Source organism: Chryseobacterium sp. A321 (assembly GCF_054489265.1).
This window is the reverse complement of sequence record NZ_JBTMWZ010000001.1, coordinates 146,044-167,863: the sequence shown is the minus strand read 5'-3', so window position 1 is coordinate 167,863 and position 21,820 is coordinate 146,044. Positions and strand designations below refer to the sequence as shown.

The 21,820-nt window shown below is 40.6% G+C and carries 20 protein-coding genes and 1 pseudogene; 16 read left to right on the top strand and 5 right to left on the bottom strand.

Annotated elements, in window-relative coordinates:
* Positions 1 to 99: 99 nt before the first annotated feature.
* From lptB to ACX3PZ_RS00805, 5 genes and pseudogenes are all read left to right on the top strand, one after another.
* Positions 100 to 825, top strand: a pseudogene (gene lptB / locus ACX3PZ_RS00825) (LPS export ABC transporter ATP-binding protein); the annotation flags it as partial.
* 459 nt (positions 826 to 1,284) lie between these two features.
* Positions 1,285 to 3,006, top strand: a complete 1,722-nt coding sequence (locus tag ACX3PZ_RS00820) for an ABC transporter ATP-binding protein (RefSeq protein ID WP_459112740.1) — start codon at positions 1,285 to 1,287, stop codon at positions 3,004 to 3,006.
* Between the two features lie 79 nt (positions 3,007 to 3,085).
* The gene (locus tag ACX3PZ_RS00815; RefSeq protein WP_459111803.1) at positions 3,086 to 3,655 is read left to right on the top strand and encodes a cob(I)yrinic acid a,c-diamide adenosyltransferase; all 570 of its coding nucleotides are present in this window, start codon (positions 3,086 to 3,088) and stop codon (positions 3,653 to 3,655) included.
* Between the two features lie 3 nt (positions 3,656 to 3,658).
* On the top strand, positions 3,659 to 4,303 hold the full coding sequence (locus ACX3PZ_RS00810; RefSeq protein WP_459111802.1) for a thiamine diphosphokinase: 645 nt from the start codon (positions 3,659 to 3,661) through the stop codon (positions 4,301 to 4,303).
* A 94-nt stretch (positions 4,304 to 4,397) separates the two neighbouring features.
* Positions 4,398 to 5,789, top strand: a complete 1,392-nt coding sequence (locus ACX3PZ_RS00805; protein ID WP_459111801.1) for a type III PLP-dependent enzyme domain-containing protein — start codon at positions 4,398 to 4,400, stop codon at positions 5,787 to 5,789.
* Positions 5,790 to 5,816: 27 nt separating this feature from the next.
* Here the strand turns inward: ACX3PZ_RS00805 and ACX3PZ_RS00800 are convergent, their stop codons facing one another.
* A complete protein-coding gene (locus tag ACX3PZ_RS00800; RefSeq protein ID WP_459084439.1) occupies positions 5,817 to 6,479 on the bottom strand; it encodes an HAD family hydrolase in 663 nt (220 codons plus the stop codon).
* Between the two features lie 75 nt (positions 6,480 to 6,554).
* Between ACX3PZ_RS00800 and speB the strand changes: the two genes are divergently transcribed.
* From speB to ACX3PZ_RS00765, 7 genes are all read left to right on the top strand, one after another.
* On the top strand, positions 6,555 to 7,406 hold the full coding sequence (speB, locus tag ACX3PZ_RS00795) for an agmatinase (RefSeq protein ID WP_459111800.1): 852 nt from the start codon (positions 6,555 to 6,557) through the stop codon (positions 7,404 to 7,406).
* Positions 7,407 to 7,615: 209 nt separating this feature from the next.
* Positions 7,616 to 8,086: a BON domain-containing protein gene (locus ACX3PZ_RS00790; protein WP_459111799.1), complete on the top strand. Its 471-nt coding sequence runs from the start codon at positions 7,616 to 7,618 to the stop codon at positions 8,084 to 8,086.
* 8 nt (positions 8,087 to 8,094) lie between these two features.
* Complete coding sequence (locus ACX3PZ_RS00785) at positions 8,095 to 8,514, top strand: SH3 domain-containing protein (RefSeq protein ID WP_459111798.1); 420 nt, start codon at positions 8,095 to 8,097, stop codon at positions 8,512 to 8,514.
* 182 nt (positions 8,515 to 8,696) lie between these two features.
* A complete protein-coding gene (locus ACX3PZ_RS00780; RefSeq protein ID WP_459111797.1) occupies positions 8,697 to 9,947 on the top strand; it encodes a dicarboxylate/amino acid:cation symporter in 1,251 nt (416 codons plus the stop codon).
* 47 nt (positions 9,948 to 9,994) lie between these two features.
* Complete coding sequence (brnQ, locus tag ACX3PZ_RS00775) at positions 9,995 to 11,311, top strand: branched-chain amino acid transport system II carrier protein (RefSeq protein ID WP_459111796.1); 1,317 nt, start codon at positions 9,995 to 9,997, stop codon at positions 11,309 to 11,311.
* Between the two features lie 77 nt (positions 11,312 to 11,388).
* Positions 11,389 to 12,492, top strand: a complete 1,104-nt coding sequence (locus ACX3PZ_RS00770; protein ID WP_459111795.1) for an Mrp/NBP35 family ATP-binding protein — start codon at positions 11,389 to 11,391, stop codon at positions 12,490 to 12,492.
* Between the two features lie 10 nt (positions 12,493 to 12,502).
* On the top strand, positions 12,503 to 12,754 hold the full coding sequence (locus ACX3PZ_RS00765; protein ID WP_459084446.1) for a NifU family protein: 252 nt from the start codon (positions 12,503 to 12,505) through the stop codon (positions 12,752 to 12,754).
* A 35-nt stretch (positions 12,755 to 12,789) separates the two neighbouring features.
* On the opposite strand, the gene ACX3PZ_RS00760 is transcribed toward ACX3PZ_RS00765, so the two are convergent.
* From ACX3PZ_RS00760 to ppk1, 3 genes are all read right to left on the bottom strand, one after another.
* Positions 12,790 to 13,206, bottom strand: coding sequence for a hypothetical protein (locus tag ACX3PZ_RS00760; RefSeq protein WP_459084448.1), 417 nt, complete (start codon positions 13,204 to 13,206; stop codon positions 12,790 to 12,792).
* 56 nt (positions 13,207 to 13,262) lie between these two features.
* Complete coding sequence (locus tag ACX3PZ_RS00755; protein WP_459084449.1) at positions 13,263 to 14,156, bottom strand: Ppx/GppA phosphatase family protein; 894 nt, start codon at positions 14,154 to 14,156, stop codon at positions 13,263 to 13,265.
* A gap of 82 nt (positions 14,157 to 14,238) precedes the next feature.
* Positions 14,239 to 16,317, bottom strand: coding sequence for a polyphosphate kinase 1 (gene ppk1 / locus ACX3PZ_RS00750; protein WP_459111794.1), 2,079 nt, complete (start codon positions 16,315 to 16,317; stop codon positions 14,239 to 14,241).
* A gap of 120 nt (positions 16,318 to 16,437) precedes the next feature.
* On the opposite strand from ppk1, the gene ACX3PZ_RS00745 reads away from it, so the two are divergent.
* Together ACX3PZ_RS00745 and ACX3PZ_RS00740 are read left to right on the top strand one after the other, a co-directional pair.
* Positions 16,438 to 17,043: a Crp/Fnr family transcriptional regulator gene (locus ACX3PZ_RS00745; RefSeq protein WP_459111793.1), complete on the top strand. Its 606-nt coding sequence runs from the start codon at positions 16,438 to 16,440 to the stop codon at positions 17,041 to 17,043.
* Positions 17,044 to 17,104: 61 nt separating this feature from the next.
* Positions 17,105 to 18,334 carry a hypothetical protein gene (locus ACX3PZ_RS00740; RefSeq protein WP_459084453.1) on the top strand — a complete coding sequence of 410 codons (1,230 nt, stop codon included), beginning with the start codon at positions 17,105 to 17,107 and terminating at the stop codon, positions 18,332 to 18,334.
* A 42-nt stretch (positions 18,335 to 18,376) separates the two neighbouring features.
* Here the strand turns inward: ACX3PZ_RS00740 and ACX3PZ_RS00735 are convergent, their stop codons facing one another.
* Entirely contained in the window at positions 18,377 to 18,865 is a 489-nt protein-coding gene (locus ACX3PZ_RS00735; RefSeq protein WP_459111792.1) for a c-type cytochrome, read from the bottom strand.
* A 171-nt stretch (positions 18,866 to 19,036) separates the two neighbouring features.
* Between ACX3PZ_RS00735 and ACX3PZ_RS00730 the strand changes: the two genes are divergently transcribed.
* Together ACX3PZ_RS00730 and dnaK are read left to right on the top strand one after the other, a co-directional pair.
* Positions 19,037 to 19,417, top strand: coding sequence for a c-type cytochrome (locus ACX3PZ_RS00730; protein WP_459111791.1), 381 nt, complete (start codon positions 19,037 to 19,039; stop codon positions 19,415 to 19,417).
* Between the two features lie 282 nt (positions 19,418 to 19,699).
* Entirely contained in the window at positions 19,700 to 21,592 is a 1,893-nt protein-coding gene (dnaK, locus tag ACX3PZ_RS00725) for a molecular chaperone DnaK (protein ID WP_459111790.1), read from the top strand.
* The last annotated feature ends 228 nt before the right edge of the window (positions 21,593 to 21,820 follow it).

Genomic DNA, 21,820 nt, shown 5'->3' with positions numbered 1-21,820 from the left:
TCAAGAAGTAGAGACAACCAGAACTAAGTGTCAAATTACGGGCAGCTGGCGTTAAGGAAGATAGTGCCCACTATTCACAAAATAATTATATTTGTAGCTATGATTTTACGAGGGGAAAATTTAGTAAAGGAATACGGACCGAAAAGAGTGGTCAAAGGGGTCTCGGTAGAGGTAGCTCAAGGAGAAATTGTGGGGCTGTTAGGACCTAACGGTGCTGGAAAAACGACTACTTTCTACATGACCGTGGGACTTGTAAAACCTACTGCGGGAACGATTTTCTTAGACGACAAAAACATCACTTCGGATGCCATGTATAAACGGGCTCAAAAGGGAATTGGATATCTGGCTCAGGAGGCGTCTGTGTTTCGTAAACTTTCTGTAGAAGAAAATATTTTAGGAGTTTTGCAATTAACTAAACTTTCTAAAAAAGAGCAGCAGTATAAATGCGATGAACTGATTGAAGAGTTTTCCTTAGAGCATGTAAGAACCAACCGAGGGGATTTACTCTCCGGAGGAGAGCGACGACGCACAGAAATCGCAAGATGTCTTGCGACGAGTCCTAATTTTATTCTTTTAGACGAACCCTTTGCCGGGGTTGACCCCATTGCCGTTGAAGACATTCAAAAGATTGTGAGAAGTCTAACAGAAAAAAACATTGGGATCTTAATCACAGACCACAATGTGCAGCAGACTCTTGCCATTACGCATAAGACCTATATTATGTTTGAAGGAAGGATTCTTAAAGAGGGGCTTCCGTCGGACTTGGCGCACGATCCCCAAGTTAGAGAAGCGTATTTAGGGGAAAACTTTGTTTACCAAAGTATTGAAGACAAACCGAAGAAAAAAGCGTTCGGATATCATATTTGGGCTGGGAATTTTGCAGATCGAGTAGAATTCCAAAATTTCGTGGATTCTCATTATAAAAACGAGGAAAACCTGCGACTCGTCCAAGGTTTTGAAGATATTTCTTTTGCTTCTTTAGCCAATAAAGACTTTGAACATATCTTTAAAAACGTAGTAGATCGCGAGGCAAACAACTCCTTTTTGTTTCAAAAAATCAACCTTCCTTCCTCCTCCTATTTAGAAAATGAAATTCAAAGAGCGAAAAATCTGTCCTCTGCCCAATTGCATTATTTGACTACTTTTTCCTCTGAATTCTCTTAAGGCAGTGAGCTTTAGCATTGTTTTTGCTTGGCAAAGAAGGTGGTAAAACCTTTTCGAAAAACAATTACTGTATTAGGGATCTATAAGCAGGTGCAGCCGTTTATTCGACCGTATCGTTTTATGATCATCGGTACCCTTTTTCTGACACTAATCGGAGCTCTGATGGCACAGGTGAATGCGCTTGTGCTCAAATATACTGTGGACCAAGTGGAAGCGCTTTTAAAGCTGCCAAGCCCCATGGTGGAAGGAATTCATGTTTTGGTGGTCATTTCCGCAATCTTGTTAGGGAAGGAACTAGCCAATATCTTTATTAATTTCGGACAGAAATTCTACGGTGAAAAAATCAGAATTAATACGAGCTCGGTTTTAGCACAAACCGTAATAGATAAGATTCTAACCTACCGCGTCTCCTTTTTCAATGATGAAAATCATCAATCCGGGAAACTACAAACTCGAATCGATCGAGGAATTGAGAGCTTAACTCGATTGGTTCAAAATTTCTTTATTGACATTTTGCCTCTTTTCGCGAATGCGGCCATCGCTTTGGTGGTGATGTACATGCAAAATATATACGTAGGACTTGTTTCGAGTGTCGTGGTTCCAATCTACTTTTTTGTAAGTGCGAAGCAAGCCAAACGCTTGAGTGGGGTGCGAAGACAGCTTCGAAATCAAAGAGAGAAAAAGAACTCAGGACTTCTTAACCTTATTAATTCCATCATGGTGATTAAAAGCTTTGTTCAAGAAGGCTTTGAAGGCAAAAAGCAGTATGATTTGCAAATGCAATTAATGGAGAGTCAGCTGTATACTCGAAAAACCAACTTTATATACGACGGACTTAAAACTTTTATTGAACAGTTTGGTTTGGTGATGGTTATTTTACTCACTGTGTACCTAGTTTTAAATCAACAAATGACTCTGGGGGCGATCATGCTTCATATTATGCTCTTTAGCAATGTTTCCGCTCCGATTCGTCAATTGCATCGAATTTACGACGATATGAACGATGCGGTTATCTACGCAGAAGGATATTTTGAGATTCTAAATGCGGACGAGGAGACAGAATTTAGTGGTTCTCAAACGCCAGCGATTAAAGGAGATTTTGAGCTGAAGAACGTGGATTTCACCTATCCAAGTGGAGCGCAAGCGCTAAAAGAGGTTTCCATGAAAATTCAAAGCGGCAAAACTACGGCTCTCGTGGGATTAAGTGGAGCTGGAAAATCAACCGTGATCAATTTATTATGTAAATTTTATTTGCCGACCTCGGGAAAAATTTGTCTAGATTCTGTGGGGTTAGATCAATACGACAATGCCCATTTGCGAAATGAAATTGGGCTGGTGCTTCAACGCAACCATATTTTTCAAGGCTCAATTGAGGACAATATACGGTATGGGGCAGTGGATGCCACGTTAGAAGAGGTCCAGAATGCCGCAAAGAAGGCGTACTTGCATGACCAAATCATGGAACTCCCTCAAGGATATGCCCACGATGCGACGCAACTTTCCGGGGGACAACAACAGCGAATCGCTATTGCGCGACTTTTTTTGAAAGACCCACCCATTATCCTTTTGGATGAACCAACAGCGAGCCTAGATGCCATTGCGACTCAGCAGATTAAAAACTCGCTCGATGCCATTAAAAAAGGACGTACGGTCGTGATTATATCCCATTCCTTGTCTCAGATTTTAGATTCGGATCAAATCTATGTGATGGAAAAAGGTCGCGTGGTGGAATCCGGCTCTCATCACGAACTACTAGAAAACCATGGTACATACAAAAAGATCTTTGATGCTTCTGCACGAAGTCTTAATTTAGATAAATTAGTCGAATCCTATAAGGAATAGCTTTGTTTTTGCTACATTTGAAGCTTGCCACTACCTAAGGGTTTTGGTAGCGATCAGTTAGGATTAGAAGTTACTGCATATGAAAATTTACACAAAAACAGGTGACAAAGGCCAAACGGCTCTTTACGGAGGAACCCGAGTTTCGAAGTCGGATCCAAGGGTCGAAAGTTACGGCACCATCGACGAGTTAAACGCGTTTGTAGGTCTTGCCAAATCAGAAATCCAAAACGAGGAATTGCTTAAACAATTGTCTAAGATTCAGTTCGATTTATTTACTGTAGGATCAGAATCGGCCACCCCTGTGGATAAATTATTTTTGGCAAATGGAAAGTCAAGACTGCCTCTTGTGATTTCGGATAAAGAAATTGAAGAATTAGAGCAGTGGATGGATAAGCTAGATGAAAATCTGAGGCCACTAGAATATTTTATTCTTCCCTCTGGCGACAAAGGAGCTTGTGCACTCCATGTTGCACGAACCATTTGTCGTCGTGCAGAACGGAATTTGGTGGAACTAAGCCAAACAGAAGAGGTACGACTTGAACTCATAAAGTACTTAAACCGACTTTCCGATTATCTTTTTATCGCGGCCCGCTTTGTAGCGCATGAATCGGGACAAAGTGAGTCGTACTGGAATCCTAACAATCGCTAAGTCGTGGAAAAGAAAGCCCTTTTGTTTATCAATGGTGAGCCCCCACAGAGCATTCCTTCTTTAGAGGAGTATCATCTTGTAGCTTGTACGGACGGTGCCTATTTTTATTTGCCCGGTCTAAAGGTGAATCCTTCCGATCTTGATTTTATATCGGGGGATTTTGATTCTAGACCCATCGATTCGCAATCGGAATTTTTTGATAAACATATTTATACTCCAGACCAAGAACATACAGACTTTTATAAAGCCTTGGAAATCTTGCAAGGAAGAGACGTAGTAAAGGTCGATGTGTACGGAGGAAGTGGCGGAGAGATGGACCACTTTTTAGGCAACCTTTCGGTGGCATATCAATTTAAGGAGAAGTTAGAGATTCGTTTTTTTGATTCTTATTCGACGTACTGCTTTATTCCACCTTTCTATGAAGTAGAAGTGGACAAAGGACAACTTGTTTCTCTTTACCCTTTTCCTGAGGCGCATGGAATTCAAACTACAGGACTCCATTGGGAGCTAAAGAAAGAGTCACTTTCCATTTTAGGGCGAATAGGAACTAGAAATTTTGCAGAAGAATCAAAAATATCGATTGAATATTCGACAGGGGATCTCTTACTTTTCCTCGGCAATGAGTATGGGAATCAACCCAAAATCTAAATTTTGAGGGCACTTCGAATTTTAGATATTTATATCGCTTTTTTTTCGCAATTTTGCACAAGAAATTAACCCCAAATAGGCTTTTTAAAAAGACATGAAAATAAAGTATTCGGAACTAATCGATCAGACACTTTTCTTCCCTACGGAAGAGTTTAATGTTTCTGAAAATAACCTTTCCTTTCACGACATTCCTTTAATGGACGTGATTGAACAGTTTGGTACCCCTTTAAAGATTAGTTATTTGCCCAAGATTTCATACAATATCCAAAGGGCGAAAGGTTGGTTCAAGGAAGCCTTCGAAAAACATGAATATCGAAAAGGATATCGCTATTGTTACTGTACAAAAAGTAGCCATTTTAACTTTGTCTTAGAAGAGGCATTGAAAAATGATATTTCCATTGAAACATCCTCTGCATACGACATGGATATCGTAAAGGCACTCTATGAAAATAAAAAAACAGACAAATCCATTGAAGTAATCTGCAACGGTTTTAAAACGGACGATTATCTCCAAAAAATTTCAGAAATGATTAATAGTGGGTTTCAACACATTACGCCCATTCTGGACAATTACCGTGAACTGGATAAACTAACGGAAAGTATTGATTCCACGTTTAATATTGGAATCCGAATTGCCTCGGAAGAGGAACCTAAGTTTGAATTTTATACCTCAAGACTCGGCATTGGGTACAAGGATATCATCCCGTATTATTCTCAGAAAATTGCAGAGCATCCTAATGCAAGGTTGAAAATGCTGCACTTTTTCATCAATACAGGAATAAAAGATACGGCCTACTATTGGAACGAGCTTTACAAATGTCTGCGAGTTTACGCAAGACTGAAAAAGATTGCTCCTGAAGTAGACTCCTTAAATATTGGAGGTGGATTTCCAATTAAAACGTCTTTAAATTTTGATTATGACTACCAATATATGGTGGAGGAAATTGTTTTTCAAATCAAGAAGTTTTGTGAGGAAGAAGGAGTAGAAGAGCCAAATATTTATACCGAATTTGGAAGTTTCACAGTTGGGGAAAGCGGCGCGAATTTGTACAAGATCATTTCTCAAAAAAGACAGAACGATAGAGAGAGATGGAATATGATTGATTCCTCTTTTATGACCACTCTTCCTGACACGTGGGCTATTTCAAGACATTTTATTATGCTTCCCCTTAACCGTTGGGATGACTCGTATGAGAGAGTGTTTTTAGGCGGGCTGACCTGCGATTCAGACGATTATTACAATTCTGAACAGCATACAAATGCGATCTATCTACCTGTTTTTAGTGACACCAAACCACTTTATATCGGGTTTTTCCATACAGGAGCCTACCAAGAAACCATTGGCGGGTATGGAGGAGTGCATCACTGCCTAATGCCTCAACCAAGACACGTGCTGATTCAGAAAGACGAAAATGGAGAGTTTCAGTATGAGATTTTCCGTGAAAAACAAGAGCCGCAAGATGTTTTAAAACTTCTTGGGTATTAAATAGAGAGCTGCAAATGCAGCTCTTTTTTATGCAAAGTGCGGAGTGATTTTCTCCAAGCGCAATTCTTCAAAATCGCTAACCACGAGTTTGGCATGGGTATAGTCTTGCCCTTCGCTGTGAGGGCTTTTAAAAGCAGCACAAAAGATTCCTGCTCGCTGACTCGCAAGGATTCCATTGGTGGAGTCTTCAATTACCATGCAATTGGATTTTTCTTCTTTGGCCATTTGAGCAGCCTTTTCGAAAATCTCAGGATGAGGTTTTGAAGCTTTTAAATCCGCACCACTTATTTTTCCTTGGAAATAACTCTCGAGATTGAAGCGCTCAAATACCCAATTGATTGTGTTCATGTGAGCAGAGGAAGCCAAAATTAAGGTGAGGCCATTCTCATGATAATGCTGAATTAAGCTTTTGACTCCAGGAAGTAAATCGAAATGGGGATCATGGTCGAAAAGATTTTTGAAATAGGCCCGCTTTAAAGCTGCGATTTCATTCCACGAATGGTCTAAGTTGAAATTGGCAATTAGACTTTCACAGACTTTCTGCGTGGAACAGCCGGTAAAGGATGAATATAGCTCCGGGCTTACCTCGATGTTTAACTCTTCAAAGGTTTTGTAGTAGGCTTTGCGATGCAGGGGCTCTGTGTCTACAATCACACCGTCCATGTCAAAAAGAATTGCTTTTAATGGCATTTAATTTGGTTTGCAGCAAATTTACGATTTTGAAAATTCTTATCTTTGCCAAGCTTATCAATTAACTTGAAACAAATGAATACATACGCAGGAATTCCAGAAGAAAATGCAGCGAAAGAAACTTCTAAAGTGATGCTTTTAACCGTTCCGTACGATGGCACGTCCACTTGGGGCAAAGGGGCAGACAAAGGCCCAGAACTTTTTCTAGATGCTTCAGAAAATATGGAACTTTACGATATAGAAACGGGAACCGAACCTTTCCTACATGGGGTCTGGATGGCTGGAGAAATTACGGAAAATTCAACGCCAGAGAAGATGACGCAGGCAGTGTATGAAAGAACCAAAGAGCTTTTGAAGCAAGAGGATAAACTCTTCACCTTATTTGGGGGTGAACACTCGGTATCTATTGGTTCCATCAAAGCGGTAGGGGAGAGATTCGAGAACCTAACGGTACTACAACTCGATGCCCACACCGATTTAAGGCCCGAATTTCATGGCTCAGCTTGTAACCATGCTTGCGCAGTTTACCAAGCAAGCAAGGACCACAATTTGGTTCAAGTTGGGATTCGTTCGATGGATCAAGAAGAAATGGTCCATGTACCGAAAGGACAATGTTTTTGGGCTCATGAAATCCACAGCGATGAAAATTGGATCGAAAAGGTTTTAGAGAAAGTATCAGGGAATGTCTATATTACGATTGACCTAGATGCCTTTGACCCGTCCATTGCGCCCTCCACAGGAACGCCAGAACCGGGTGGACTCGAATGGTATCCTACACTAGAGCTGTTGAAAAAAGTGTTTGAAAAATGCAATGTAGTGGCTTTTGATATTGTTGAACTTATGGAAAGTACATACTCTAAACCGACAGCCTTCCTTGCCGCAAAGCTTTATTATAAAATGCTTGCTTATTACCATTTGACAAAATAGACCGAGTGTTAACATTATAAAAAGCCCTAGAGATCCGCGCTCTAGGGCTTTTTTAGTTAAAATAAACTTGAAATTAAAACTGTTAACGGCACCACGAAATGGCAAAAAAGAAAATCGAAAGGGAAAGATTTAAGAAAAGTTTAATAGAAACGAGTGATTCGGCACAGTATTTATTGTTTACTTTTGAGTAACATTAAATCAATAATACTATGAAAAAGACATTTGCAATGGCCGCCCTTGCGATTTGTGTATCGATGGCTTCCATTTCCTGTAAAAAGAAAGTAACAGATCAAGAACTTCAAACCCAAGCAACAACGGTGGTTTCAGCGAATCCAACCGCAACCGTTCAAGTCAATGAAGGTGTCGCCCACCTCGGGGGTTCTTTCGCCGACCAAGAATCTAAAGATGCAATGATTGCGTCGCTAAAGGCGATTCCTGGAATTAAAGAAGTAATGGATATGGCAGTTGTGGCAGCTCCAGTGGTTGTAAACTCCGTAGATCCGGTTGTTCTTCAGAAAGTACAAGATGCAACAAAAGATTTCCCTTCTGTCACTGTTGAGGTTGTAAACGGACAACTGACCCTTTCTGGACAAGTTTCTTCAGCGCAAGCAAGAAAGATTAAAGAATCTGTAGACGCTTTAAATGTAGGTGCCTACAATAACAATTTAACTGTAAAATAGAGTAGAATATGAGCACATTACAAGACAAATATGCCACCGTGGTTTCGGCTGCTCAAACGGCAGGTGTTTCCAATTTGCAAGTTCAAGAACAAAATGGAATTCTATATATCAGCGGTACCGCAGGTACTACTGCTGTGAAAGACGAGGTGTGGAACGCCTTGGGCGTAATCGATCCCTCTTATACCGCTTCGGATATCAATATTGATGTACAAGTCTCTGGACTAAGCGCAGGGGTTAACCTTACGGTTGCCACGGAAGAATCCAATCTTAACGTAAGACAGAAACCATCGACGGATGCTGCAGTAGTTGGAAAAGCGGCAAAAGGTGAACTCGTTACCTTGGTCGAGCAGAGCTCAGACGATTGGTGGAAAATTAGAACTTCCGCAGGAGTGGAAGGCTATGCATACGCACGCTATCTAAAAGCCTAAATTTAATTTCAAATGATTTTCTTAATTCCTCTTTTGTTTAAAGAGGAATTTTTTATTTTTCTATTAACGAAGTGGTCCTCAGGTTCTTGATAGGTCTTAAGGGGTGTAAATTGTCCTCAAGTCTCATAGGGTGCTAGTTTGGTAAAAAAAACTATATTTGTAAATCTTTGAAAAATAAACCTATGAAAGGACAAAATAAACTCTTTTTCGCCATCATTATTGCCCTTATTTTGGGGATTGTGGCGGGCGCGATTGTGCATTTTCGTTATCCAGAAAACGCCGTTGGATTTTCTGACAACATTAAACTTTTAGGCACCATATTCATTCGTTTGGTGCAGATGATTATTGCCCCCTTAGTCTTTACTACCCTTGTGGTAGGAATTGCGAAGATGAGTGATATGAAAATGATCGGACGCGTCGGGACCAAAGCGATGCTTTGGTTTTTAACAGCCTCTTTGGTGTCCCTAGTTATTGGTCTTGTCTTTGTGAACTGGCTAGCTCCAGGAAATGTAATTGAACTTGATTTAACCGACACCTCTTCTGCTGGAGAACTCCTTAGTACGACGAAAAGTTTCAGCATGGCAGATTTCGTGAACCATGTAGTCCCGAAAAGTTTGTTTGAAGCCTTTGCAACTAATGAGGTTCTTCAGATTGTAGTCTTCTCGGTTATGTTTGGGGTAGCTCTTGCCAACATGGGAGAAGCTTATACGAAACCTATAGTCAATGGACTTAATGTCATTGCGAATGCCGTATTAAAGATGGTAGGGTACATTATGTGGGTAGCTCCTCTAGGTGTATTTGGTGCCATTGCCGCAATTGTAGCCACCAAAGGATTTGATATTTTCACAGTCTATGCCGTGTATTTGCGAGATTTCTTCTTCGCCTTACTCGTTCTTTGGCTGGTGCTATGTCTTGTGGGGTATATGATCCTTGGTAATCGACTCTTCGAATTACTTCGTCGCATCAAAGAGCCCTTATTAATTGCCTTTTCAACCACAAGCTCGGAGGCCGTATTTCCAAAGTTAGTGGAGGAGTTAGAGCGCTTTGGGTGTAACAATCGAATTGTTTCGTTCACTTTGCCTCTGGGATATTCCTTCAATTTGGACGGAAGTATGATGTACATGACTTTCGCCTCTATATTTATTGCGCAGATTTATGGGATTGAAATGACACTTGGCGAACAGATTGTCATGTTACTTGTGCTCATGCTTACTTCGAAAGGTATTGCAGGGGTTCCCAGAGCCAGTCTCGTGATTATTGTGGCCACGTGTTCCATGTTTGGAATTCCTCCAGAAGGAATTGCCCTAATACTGCCGATTGACCATTTTTGTGACATGGGGAGAAGTATGACCAATGTCCTTGGAAATGCACTTTCTACGGCCGCCGTATCTAAGTGGGAAGGACAACTTGATAACCATGGAGGAGACCTCTAAATAGCAGCCTTTGGCATGCGATAAGACTTAAGAAACTAAGAAAGGAGATGAAGAAATATTTTGGCGCTTCCATTACCCTTGGGTTTGCGCTTTTTGCAATGTTTTTTGGGGCGGGAAATTTAATTCTCCCGCCTTTTATAGGACTTCAATCCGGGCAAGAATGGCCCATGGCGATTGCAGGATTTTTTACTACTGGAATAATTGCGCCTTTCTTAGGGGTGCTAACAGTCGTACTCTACGGAAATAACTTTACGGACCTAGGGAGACGAATTCACCCTATGGTGGTGAGTTTGCTCGGGCTTTTGATCATGCTGTGCATCGGGCCTTTGGTTGCAATTCCCAGAACAGGTGCGACTACATTTGAGGTCGGAGTCCTCCCTATTGTGCCGGGTTTTAATAAGTATGTTTTTGCCGTTTTGTTTTTTGCAATCGTGTACTTTTTTTCTTCGTCCAAATCCAAAATTGTTGATATTATTGGAAACGTACTGACGCCTCTACTCATCCTCAGTTTAGGTTTACTAGTCCTGGTTGGGATGGTGAGTCCCTTTGCTCCAAGTGTAGAGACTCAACTAAGTCAAACCAAATCGTTTGTGTCTGCTTTTCATGAAGGGTATCAAACCTTAGATGTACTTGCCTCCGTGATTTTCGCGGGAATTATCATTGCAGCTGCGAAACAAAAAGGATTTGTTTCTCCGCTTGCAAAATTTCGGGTTACCCTCAGTGCAGGTCTTATTTCCATGCTAGCACTTCTCTTTATTTATGGAGGACTGATTTTTTTAGGAGCCCATTCGGGTATTTCCCTATCTGAGAATCTTTCAAGAACGGAACTTCTATTGCAGATCTCAACGGACCTATTGGGTTCCAGTGGTACTTATGTGATTTCTGTTGCAGTTGCTTTTGCTTGTCTTACCACAGCGATAGCCCTTAGTTCAGCGATGGGAGGTTTTGCTGAAGATTTCACTAAAGGAACGATTCCTTATCGTATAGGGGTGCTTGCGACTTGTTTAGTGTCGGCCTTCTTTTCGGTTCAAGGAGTCGACGAAATTATTGAATATGCCGTAGTTATTTTAGGCTTTGTTTATCCAATTACCTTTACGCTGATTCTAACCCTTTTGCTTTTTGGGAAATTTGTCTTTTCGAAACTCCCATATCTTGTCGCCATAGGAGTCTCCACGATTTTAGCTTTGCTTGCGGTGCTGCAGCACTTGGGATTGTTTTCTGAGTCTATCGAATCTTTTAGATCCTCTCTTCCTTTGTTTGAACACAGTTTAGAGTGGGTTATCCCTTCCTTTACCGCTTTTTTAATTGCTTTGTTATTCCGTGGTAAAAATCAAAAATCGAGCTCTCACGAGCAGCATGATTGATATCAGCCTCTCTTAATTTTACTGATTCTAAATTGTGGATTAAATTCCGTAATTTTGTGGTATTAGAAAGTGTAAATATGCCAACAAAAATACAAGTTCAAGACTTCCTCAATGAGATCGAAGTTGATGATTTAGTTACCAATTTGCAAGTGATGGGAGACGATGTTTATATCGACATGAAAGCGCATTCTCCCGCGATGCATGAGAAGAAAAAATTAGAAGTTGCCATGAAGCAGGCCTTTGCTTCTCAATTTGGCGAAAACCTCTCATTAAATTTAAAGATCTCCTCACCAGAGCCCTCTGAGGTTCAACAGAGCCAGATTAAAGGAAAAACCATTCCAGGTATTCAAAATATTATTGCAATAGCCTCTGGGAAAGGGGGAGTAGGGAAATCTACTGTGGCAGCCAATCTAGCCGTCACTTTAGCCAAGATGGGCTTTAAGGTAGGTTTACTAGATGCAGATATTTACGGTCCTTCCGTTCCCACTATGCTTGACACAGAAGGTCAGAAACCAATTTCTGTCGAGGTGAATGGGAAAAATTTAATGAAGCCTGTGGAAAATTATGGCGTGAAGATGCTTTCCATTGGTTATTTTTCTGGGGCGAACCAAGCTGTGGTTTGGAGAGGCCCTATGGCTTCAAAAGCGTTAAATCAAATGATTCGGGATGCCTATTGGGGAGAGCTAGATTTCCTATTAGTGGATCTTCCTCCGGGAACAGGAGATATTCACCTTTCCATCATTCAAGAAGTACCTGTAACAGGCGCTGTGATTGTGAGTACTCCTCAACATGTCGCACTTGCAGATGTAAGAAAGGGAATTGCTATGTTTACAATGGAAAGTATCAATATTCCAGTCCTTGGTTTGATTGAAAATATGTCTTACTTTACACCGGAAGAATTGCCAGACAATAAATACTATATCTTTGGAAATCAAGGAGCACAGTATTTAGCACAAGATTTAAATATTCCGATTTTAGGGGAAATACCTTTGATTCAAAGTATTAGAGAAGCCGGTGACGTCGGAAGACCTGCTGCGTTGCAAGAAGGCTCAAAAATAGAAGAGGTTTATATTAAAACTGCGCAAGCTATGATCGAGAGTCTAGTGGAGCGGAATACCAATTTACCTCCAACCGAAGCGGTGAAAATCACCACCATGGCGGGGTGTTCACCAAAGAAATAAAACAGACACAATGAAAGAAAATAGAGTTCATGAACAAACAGTGACCAAGGTGCTTGAAGCACTGGAAAGCATTCGTCCGTTTCTTAATGGTGACGGAGGCGATATCGAACTAGTCGATGTAGAAGGCGAGAAAGTGATTGTAAAATTGCATGGGAACTGCAACGGTTGTCCGATGAGCTTTTCGACTATGAAATTAGGCGTGGAAAATACAATTAAGCAATTTGCCCCTGAAATTAAAGAAGTCGTTAATATTGCGGATTAAGTCTAGAAAAAAAGTAATATATGGAGCTGCAAGCGTTATTCGCTAGCAGCTCCGTTCGTTTTTGGCCCTGCATTTCGACCTGCTTCTAAAAGAGGAAGGTTTCCTTCGGTAGGAATGTAAATGACCGTTTTGTCATTGAGGTTGTTTTGTTGGCGAACCCACAGGTACTGGATGTATTTGTCCGATAGGGCACCGTTTTCAATTTTGATTGCAGCAGAGGCTCCTTTTGCACGTTCGACTTCCGCTTGTGCATTTAGTTTTTCGGCTTCAAGATTTGCTTTCGCTTCTTCAATTTTGATTCTTCGGTTTTGTTCAGCCTTTGCGAATTCCGCTTTCCCAGCCATTTCTTGAGACCAGACTCTGTACATTGGATAGGCCCATAGAATGGCTAATATAAATACAACAGCAAGGATAGCGGGTAATATAAGGGTAGATAAAGGCGTTTTCTTCATGGGATTTATTTTTTTATTTAATGGACGCTGCTTATTTGCAGCCTGGATAAAGATAGTTATTTCTGATCAGTTTGTAAATTTTCATAAATACTATGAATTAATCCGTCAGCCACAGAAATCTTAGGGACGTAAATCTTATTGATGTGACTCCAATTCATCACTTTGTTGAATATTTCTAAGGCAGGAACTAGAACATCGGCTCGGTCCTCTCGAAGATGGTATTGGCTCATTCGCTCTTGCACCGAGAGAGCAGAGAGTTCTTTGTAGTATTTTTTTAGAGTTTGAGCCGAAAGCGGTTTCGAATCTTTTGTTTTACTAAGGGAAAAAAGTTTATTGATGTTTCCTCCGGAACCAATTGCTACTTTTGGTTTGTCAGACAGGATGCTACTTTTAATGGCAGTTTTCATTTCATCCCACTGCTCTTTTTCCACCAGACCGTTCAGAAGTCGGATGGTGCCTATGTTAAAAGAACGTTTATAAAGAAGTTCCCCGTTCTCAAAATACATAAGTTCAGTGGAACCTCCTCCCACGTCAATGTATAAATAGCCAAAATGGGTATCGAGTGTCTCTGCAATATGATTTTCGTAGATTAAGCTTGCTTCCTCGTCTCCGGAAATGATTTCAATTCCAATGCCAGAGGATTCTTTGACTTTTTCAATGATCTGTTCGCCGTTGCGCGCATCGCGCATCGCACTCGTGGCACAAGCTCGGTAATGCTCCACTCCATACATATTCATCAGTTGCGAAAAAATCTTCATGCAGTTTAAGATCATTTTCTCTCGCTCCTCTCGGATTTCTCCGTAGGAAAAGACATCCATTCCAAGACGTAGAGGAATGCGCAGTAGATTTAGTTTAACATATTCTGCTTTTCCTTCGTTTTCAGTAGAAAGAACTTCATTAATTAAGAGTCTAGCGGCATTACTTCCTATGTCTATGGCGGCAATCTTCATTGGGTCTGGATTTTATACAAAAGTAGAGAATTCGTGGTTAGCTTTTCTTTTTCAATGGAAGACAGTCTTAAATTATTTCTTTTTAAGTGAGTGTATCGGTTGGGAGTTTGGCTTTCAGATACTTGTAGATTTCAATTTGTGAACGAAAAGGTTTGTCGTCTGTAGTTTTGTATTTGTTTTTTAATTTGTTGTCTAAAATTCGGCTTTTCACATTGTCTTTAAGTTGAATTTCCAAGATGTTTTTGATTTCTTGTTTTAAAGTTTTGTCTTTGATCGGGACCGCCGCTTCAATACGATAGTCGAGGTTTCTTGTCATCCAATCGGCAGAGGAAAGGTAAACATCTTCCGATCCTTTGTTGAAAAAATACATGAGACGAGAATGCTCAAGGTATTCGTCTACGATGCTTATGGCTTCAATAGGTTTTACAAATTCCTTTTGATTCACAGGGCAGTAGATTCCCCTTACAATCAGCTTTATCACGACCCCCAGTTTCGCAGCCTCGTAAAGATGTTGTATGATTTCACGGTCGCTAAGGGAATTGACCTTCACAATGATAAGGGCTTTTCGACCTGCTTTCGCCTCGGAAATTTCGCGGGCAATATGCCACTCAATCTTTTCACGCATGTATTTGGGACAAACGAGTAATTTTTTGCAATTTTTTAGAGAGAGCTCCAAATCAGACTTTGGTTTTTTTAATACCTCGAAAACTTTGTTGATGTCTGCCATGATTGTTCGATCAGAAGTCATTAAAAGGTTGTCGGAGTAAATTTTAGCAGTTTTTTCATGCAGATTCCCTGTACTAATAAAACCATACTGATAAGTCTTATTGTTTAATCGTTTTTTGATCACGCATAATTTAGCGTGGACTTTCTTGTTTGGAATGCCAAGCAGTACCTTGATCCCTTCTAGTTCTAGTCTTTCTTTCCATTTCAAATTGTTTTCTTCATCAAAACGAGCACGAAGTTCAAGCATAATGGTTACTTGCTTGCCATTACGCGCTGCGTTAATTAGGGCGTTGACAATTTTGGAATTGGTTGCGAGACGGTAGGCTGTAATTTGAATCGTCTGGACATGGGGATCCATTGCAGATTCTCTTAAAAGATCAATGACGGGCGTGAAGCTATGATAAGGAAATGTAAAAAGAACGTCCTTTTTTAACACTACTTCCGTTACCCTTTGTCCCAATGCGAATTCAGGATGAGTAAAACTCGTTCTTTGCTCCGGAGTTTTCACGGCTGGAAAGACCGCAGGGAAATCCATGAAGTGCTTAAAGTTGTGAATTTTTTTCCCTGGAATAATGCTGTCTTTCGAAGTCAAATGAAGCTTACGAATCAAAAACTCTAACAGCGCTTTGTCCATATCCTGGTCAAACACAAAACGAGTGGGTTTGCCTTTTCTTCTAGACTTCACCGCTTTGTCAATTTTTTCAGCTAGGGTCGTTTTAATATCGTTGTCCAAATCAAATTCGGCATCCTTTGTGACTTTGAAACAATGCGCTTCAAATTCGTCAAATCCAAAATAGGAGAAAATGTGCGGGAGGTTTGCAATGATTACATCCTCTAGCAGCATTACATCCTGATGTCCTTTTTTGGAAGGCAGGAGTGTGAAACGGCCCAGCATACGAGAAGGCACCTCTATAATTGCATAATGGCTTTGGTATTGATGTTTTTTCTTTCGCATCGCAATGCCGATGTATAAGCTTTTGTCGCGTAAATAAGGCATCGTTGTGTTTTCATTTAACAGAATTGGAATTACGTTGCTTTCCACTTCCTGATCAAAATAGACCGCGACAAATTCTTTCTGCGACTTGCTGAGCTCATGGGGAGACTTAATGTATACACCCTCTTGGGCCATTTCTTTTTGGATCTCTTCCCAGGTGCGGTCAAAGGCTCTTTGTTGATCAATTACAATTTCATTGATTTTGGAGAGTATCTTGGAAGGAGGCTGGAAAAAGGAATCCGTAATGAATTTGTCCTTAAAATCCATGGCTCGTTTAAGACCTGCAACACGGACCCGGAAAAATTCATCTAGGTTGTTTGAAAAGATTCCTAGAAATCGAATTCGTAGCGGTAAAGGGACACTCGGATCGTTCGCTTCTTGCATGACTCTTTCGTTAAAAGCGAGCCAGGTGATGTCCCGAGGATTAAATGGTGCCGACATGGGTGTTCTTTTGTCAAAAATAAGAAATTTTATGCTCGAAAAGATGATATATATGGGCTAAGTCACAAGGTTTCGTAAAAAAAATCTTCCTACCTTTGAATTCCACTAACCCTATATCTTATGGCTTTTTTAATCGACGATTGTATTGAAAATGCAGCCTTATGTGAAGAGAGGATATACCGAAAAAAGGACCTTATCCTAAAGGAAGGCGACTGCTCGGACTGCTTTTATTATTTAATGGAAGGAGAGCTCTTCGTTTTTAACTTAACACAAGATGGAAAGGAGTTTTTGCAGCACCGCGTAAGCGAGGGGAGTTTTTTCGCGGAGCCCGCAGTTCTTCTTCAAAAGCCATTTCCGGGTCATGTGGAGGTGTACTCACAAAGTGCCCGTGTACTTCGGTTAAAAAGAACACTCTTTTTAGAGTACCTTCAAAGTAGACCCGATCAAATGCTTTTCTTTACCATGTCGGTGGCGGAGAAATCCCTTCGTAAAAGTCTAACGATGAAGAATCTCGTGTTTTTAAACCCCGAAGAACAGATTTACAACCATCTGCTTGACTATAAGAAAGAGCACTTCGGTGAGGAAGCAAGCAAAACCAGGGTCGATTTGACGCGCAAAGAACTTTCGCTCATGACGGGACTTCGAATTGAGACGGTCATTCGGACTGTCAAAAGAATGGAGAGAAGCGGCCGACTTGCAATTGTAAAAGGAAAAATATTTGTCTAAAGTCTACCGATAGGATTTCACAGTATCTCATCAAAAAGAAGCAATAAAAACAAATTCAACTATGAAAAATCAAGTGTTCTGGTTAAAGTTCTCTATTCTGAATCTTTTTCTGGTCGCTGTATTGGGCACTATAATGCGCTATAAGATTGCATTTTCTTTGCCTCAATTGGACCAAAAATTTCTTCAAGAGGCCCATTCTCATTTTGCATTCTACGGATGGATAACCCAAGTACTCTACGTACTGATGTTGATTTACATTCAAAAGCATTTGGCTTTAGCCAAGCTTCGAAAGTACCGAGTGCTCCTTGTATTGAATGCGATCGGCGCTCTTTTAATGATCCCGACTTTCCTCTACGCAGGGTACTATTGGCTCTCTATAGTGGCCTGTAGCATTTGTCTTTTCACGGGCTTTGCATTCCTTGCTTTTCTTTTAAAGGATTTTTGGAAGGACCCTTCTCTTGTAGTTCGATGGTTTAAGGTCGGTCTGGGCCTCGCCGCTTTTTCCTCGCTTGGTATTTTTTATTTGAGCTTTAGCAAAGCGACGGGACTTGTTGATCAGGAACTTTATTTAGCTTCTAGTTATTTTTATCTGCATTTTCAGTACAACGGCTGTTTTCTATTTGTGGCAATAGGTCTTTTCTTAGAGTCCTTAAAGAGAATTGGCGTAGAAATTTCGTCCAAGGAGAACCACCTGATTTTCTACCCGATGCTTCTCGGTGCTGTTTTTGGATTTGGACTCTCCATCTTGTGGATGGATTTAGATTCTACCCTGTATGCTCTTATCGTTTTGTCTGCAGTGGCGCAGACGTATGGAGCTTTTCGACTCCTGCGATTAGTGAAATTAAATTGGTCTAAACTAGTTTTGGCTTATTCGCCTATGCACCGTTTTACTCTTTGGTATGTAGGGTTTGCTTTTGCAGTGAAAATCTTATTGCAACTCTTTTCCGTGGTGCCTCAAATCAGTCAATTTGCCTTTGGTTTTCGAAACGTTGTGATCGCCTACCTTCATTTGGTTTTGTTGATGTGCATTTCCATGTTTTTAGTCAATCAGATTCTAGCCACCAACCGGTTTTTTATGACGAAAAGAGTCACTCGATCACTTCAATGTGTTCTTCTTTTCATCTTCCTCAATCAGACAGTTTTAGGACTGACGGGAGTCTTCTCGGTGAAGTACATTGGGATCCCATTTACAGCTCCTATTTTGGTTGCAATCTCTATCGGGATTTGTCTTAGTGTTCTTGCCCTTCTTTTAAGCCTAAAAGCAAGACCAGTCTTGAAAATAGTCCCCTGAAAAAAGAGACTGTTTTAGGGGGTTTAGAGGAATTCAAATAAGTTATTTAGCTCCATCGATCTCACGCATATACTCAAGGAGCTGCCTCGCTTCTGTGTCCGCAAGAGCCTGATTTGGCATTCTAACAAGACAGAGTTCTAGCTGTTTTTGCAATTCGGGATCGACATCGAGCATAGGGTCAGGGTTGGAAATAAAATTTAGAATCCAATGGGGAGTCTGTCTTTTTGTGATCCCTTTCCAGCCTGGACCAACGAGTTTTTCATCCGTTGTTTTATGGCAAGTCATGCATTTTACATCTGCAATGCCTTTGCCTTTTGCAGCGAGTTGAGGATCAAATGTGCTTAAATCTACGTTGCTAACATCGTACTGTCCAATTCCTCTCGTCGGATCGTACGAGTTCGCCCCTGATGATTTTTCCGTTTTTGAGGTCGTTTGGGAACCCGCTGGAATCGAACTTTCTTTTTTATCACTGCCGCAAGAAATTAGGGCAAATGCTAGTAACGATAATTCGAGTAATCGGCGTCTTTTCATAATAAATTTCGTTGGTTCGTCTCAAATTTAGTGAATTTTTCAATAGAAGGTTTATGACCCCGGTCATAGGTGTAAAATGATTTTTGTTAGCTGTCATTGCATTCATTTAATTTCTATCTTTGCAATCAAACATACGTAAAACCTATAACTAATACTTTAATTTAAAAGACTATGAAAAAGATCGCAATGCTAGTTTTAATGGGCGCAGTGGTAATTGCTTGTTCCAAAAAGGGAGAAGATTCAGGAGTAGAATCCAATGTGATGCTTGAGGAACCTGTCGCTTCAGCGGACGCAGCTCCAGCGCAAGATGAAGGCCTTACTTTGATTCAAGGTATGGACTGCCTAACCTGCCACAAAGAGGACGCAACCCTAATTGGACCTTCTTATAAAGATGTCGCTGCGAAGTATACGGACGCAGACAAAGACGTTCTCGCAAAACACATTATTGAGGGAAGTGTAGGAGTTTGGGGACAAATCCCAATGACCCCTCACGCAGGACTTAGCCAAGAGAATGCAATTAAGATGGTAGAATACATCTTGACCCTTAAATAGATAAAATTTGATATCCATAAAACGGCCAAAGTTTTTCTTTGGCCGTTTTGTTGTTTTTAGGCAAAAAGGTAGAGTGCTCGTTAGGGAGCAGGATTTTGGTTCTCTAGCTTGAAGCAAAGAATGTCCTAATCCTAGAGTCAGGCGTAAAACTTAGGGTAGAATTCAAGTGTGATTTCAACCGTTTGTGTTATTTTCTCTGTCAATTTGTCATATTTTTTAGCTTGGTATATTTTTAGAGATTGAGACCTTGAAAATTTAATTTAACAAAAAAATATACAGACAATGAGTAAAATAATCGGTATTGACCTTGGGACTACGAACTCTTGCGTTGCAGTAATGGAAGGAAAAGACCCCGTGGTTATTCCTAACGCAGAGGGAAAAAGAACAACGCCATCCATTGTAGCATTCACAGAGGATGGAGAAAGAAAAGTAGGGGATCCTGCCAAAAGACAAGCAGTGACGAACCCAACAAAAACCATTAGTTCAATCAAGCGTTACATGGGAACGCATTTCTCTAATTTAGAAGGAGAAGACACACACGTGCCGTACGACCTTGTCAAAGGAGCGAACGATTCTGTGAAAGTGAAAATTGACGACAGAGAATACACACCACAAGAAATTTCTGCAATGACTCTTCAAAAAATGAAGAAGACAGCAGAAGATTATCTTGGACAGGAAGTGAGTAGAGCGGTGATTACCGTTCCCGCTTACTTTAACGATGCACAAAGACAAGCGACCAAAGAAGCAGGTGAAATTGCAGGACTTACAGTTGAGAGAATTATCAACGAACCTACAGCTGCTGCTTTAGCCTATGGTCTTGATAAGAACCACAAAGATCAAAAAATTGCGGTCTACGATTTAGGAGGTGGAACTTTTGATATTTCAATCCTAGATTTAGGAGATGGAGTATTTGAAGTGTTGTCTACAAACGGAGATACACATTTAGGTGGGGATGACTTTGATAACGTGATTATCAATTGGCTTGCCTCCGAATTTAAAGCAGAAGAGGGAGTTGATCTAAAAGCAGATCCGATTGCTTTACAAAGACTGAAAGAAGCCTCTGAAAAAGCGAAAATTGAAGTTTCAGCCTCTACCCAGACAGAAATAAATCTTCCTTATATTACAGCCACGGCTAGTGGTCCTAAACACTTAGTGAAAACCTTAACTAGAGCGAAATTCGAACAACTTTCTGAAGATCTAGTAAGACGCTCTATGGAACCTTGTAAAAAAGCTCTATCCGATGCTGGACTTTCAGCGAGTGATATTGACGAGGTGATCTTAGTAGGGGGTTCTACTAGAATTCCTAAAATTCAGGAAGAAGTAGAAAAATTCTTTGGTAAAAAACCTTCAAAAGGAGTGAACCCGGATGAGGTTGTAGCGATTGGTGCTGCCATTCAAGGGGGAGTACTTACAGGAGATGTAAAAGATGTACTTCTTTTAGATGTGACTCCACTTTCTTTGGGAATTGAAACGATGGGTTCTGTTTTCACGAAACTAATTGAGGCCAACACTACGATTCCAACAAAGAAATCGGAAGTGTTCTCAACCGCTTCAGACAACCAACCTGCGGTAAGTATTAGAGTAGGTCAAGGCGAGCGCCCAATGTTTAACGATAACAAAGAAATTGGTCGTTTTGATTTGCAAGATATTCCACCTGCACCTAGAGGAGTTCCTCAGATTGAAGTAACCTTTGATATTGATGCGAACGGGATTCTAAGTGTATCTGCAAAAGACAAAGGCACTGGAAAAGAGCAAACAATTAAAATCCAGGCTAGCTCAGGTTTATCAGAAGACGAAATTGAAAGAATGAAGAAAGAGGCTCAGGAAAACTCAGCTGCAGACTCGAAACGTAAAGAAGAAGCCGAAGCGATTAATAAAGCGGATGCACTTATCTTCCAAACGGAAAAGCAACTGAAAGAATTCGGAGACAAATTATCAGCAGATAAAAAAGCGGGAATTGAGACGGCTTTAACAGAGTTGAAAGCGGCTTATGAAACCAAAGATCTAGAGTCTATTAAGACGAAGACGGAAGCTTTAGATGCTGCATGGACAGCAGCTTCTGAAGAGTTATACAGTGCACAGGCTGCTGCTTCAGGGCAAGGTGCGGATTCACAACAAGACCAAGGGCCTGCTTCTGATGATGTGCAAGATGCAGATTTCGAAGAAGTCAAATAATTAGTAATTATCATCGATTAATATCGATTGAAATATAAAATGAAATCGCTGCAAACGTATGGTTTGCAGCGATTTTTTTTGTTTATCAAGGGTCAAACAGTTTTAGGTTGCGGTTATTACTGCGGAGTTTCCACTCAATGACGAGTAATAAACTAAACTTATATTTTAACGGTATGAGCGTTTGACAATCAGGCATATCGGCAGTTAATCGGTGTTTATCTTTTTCAA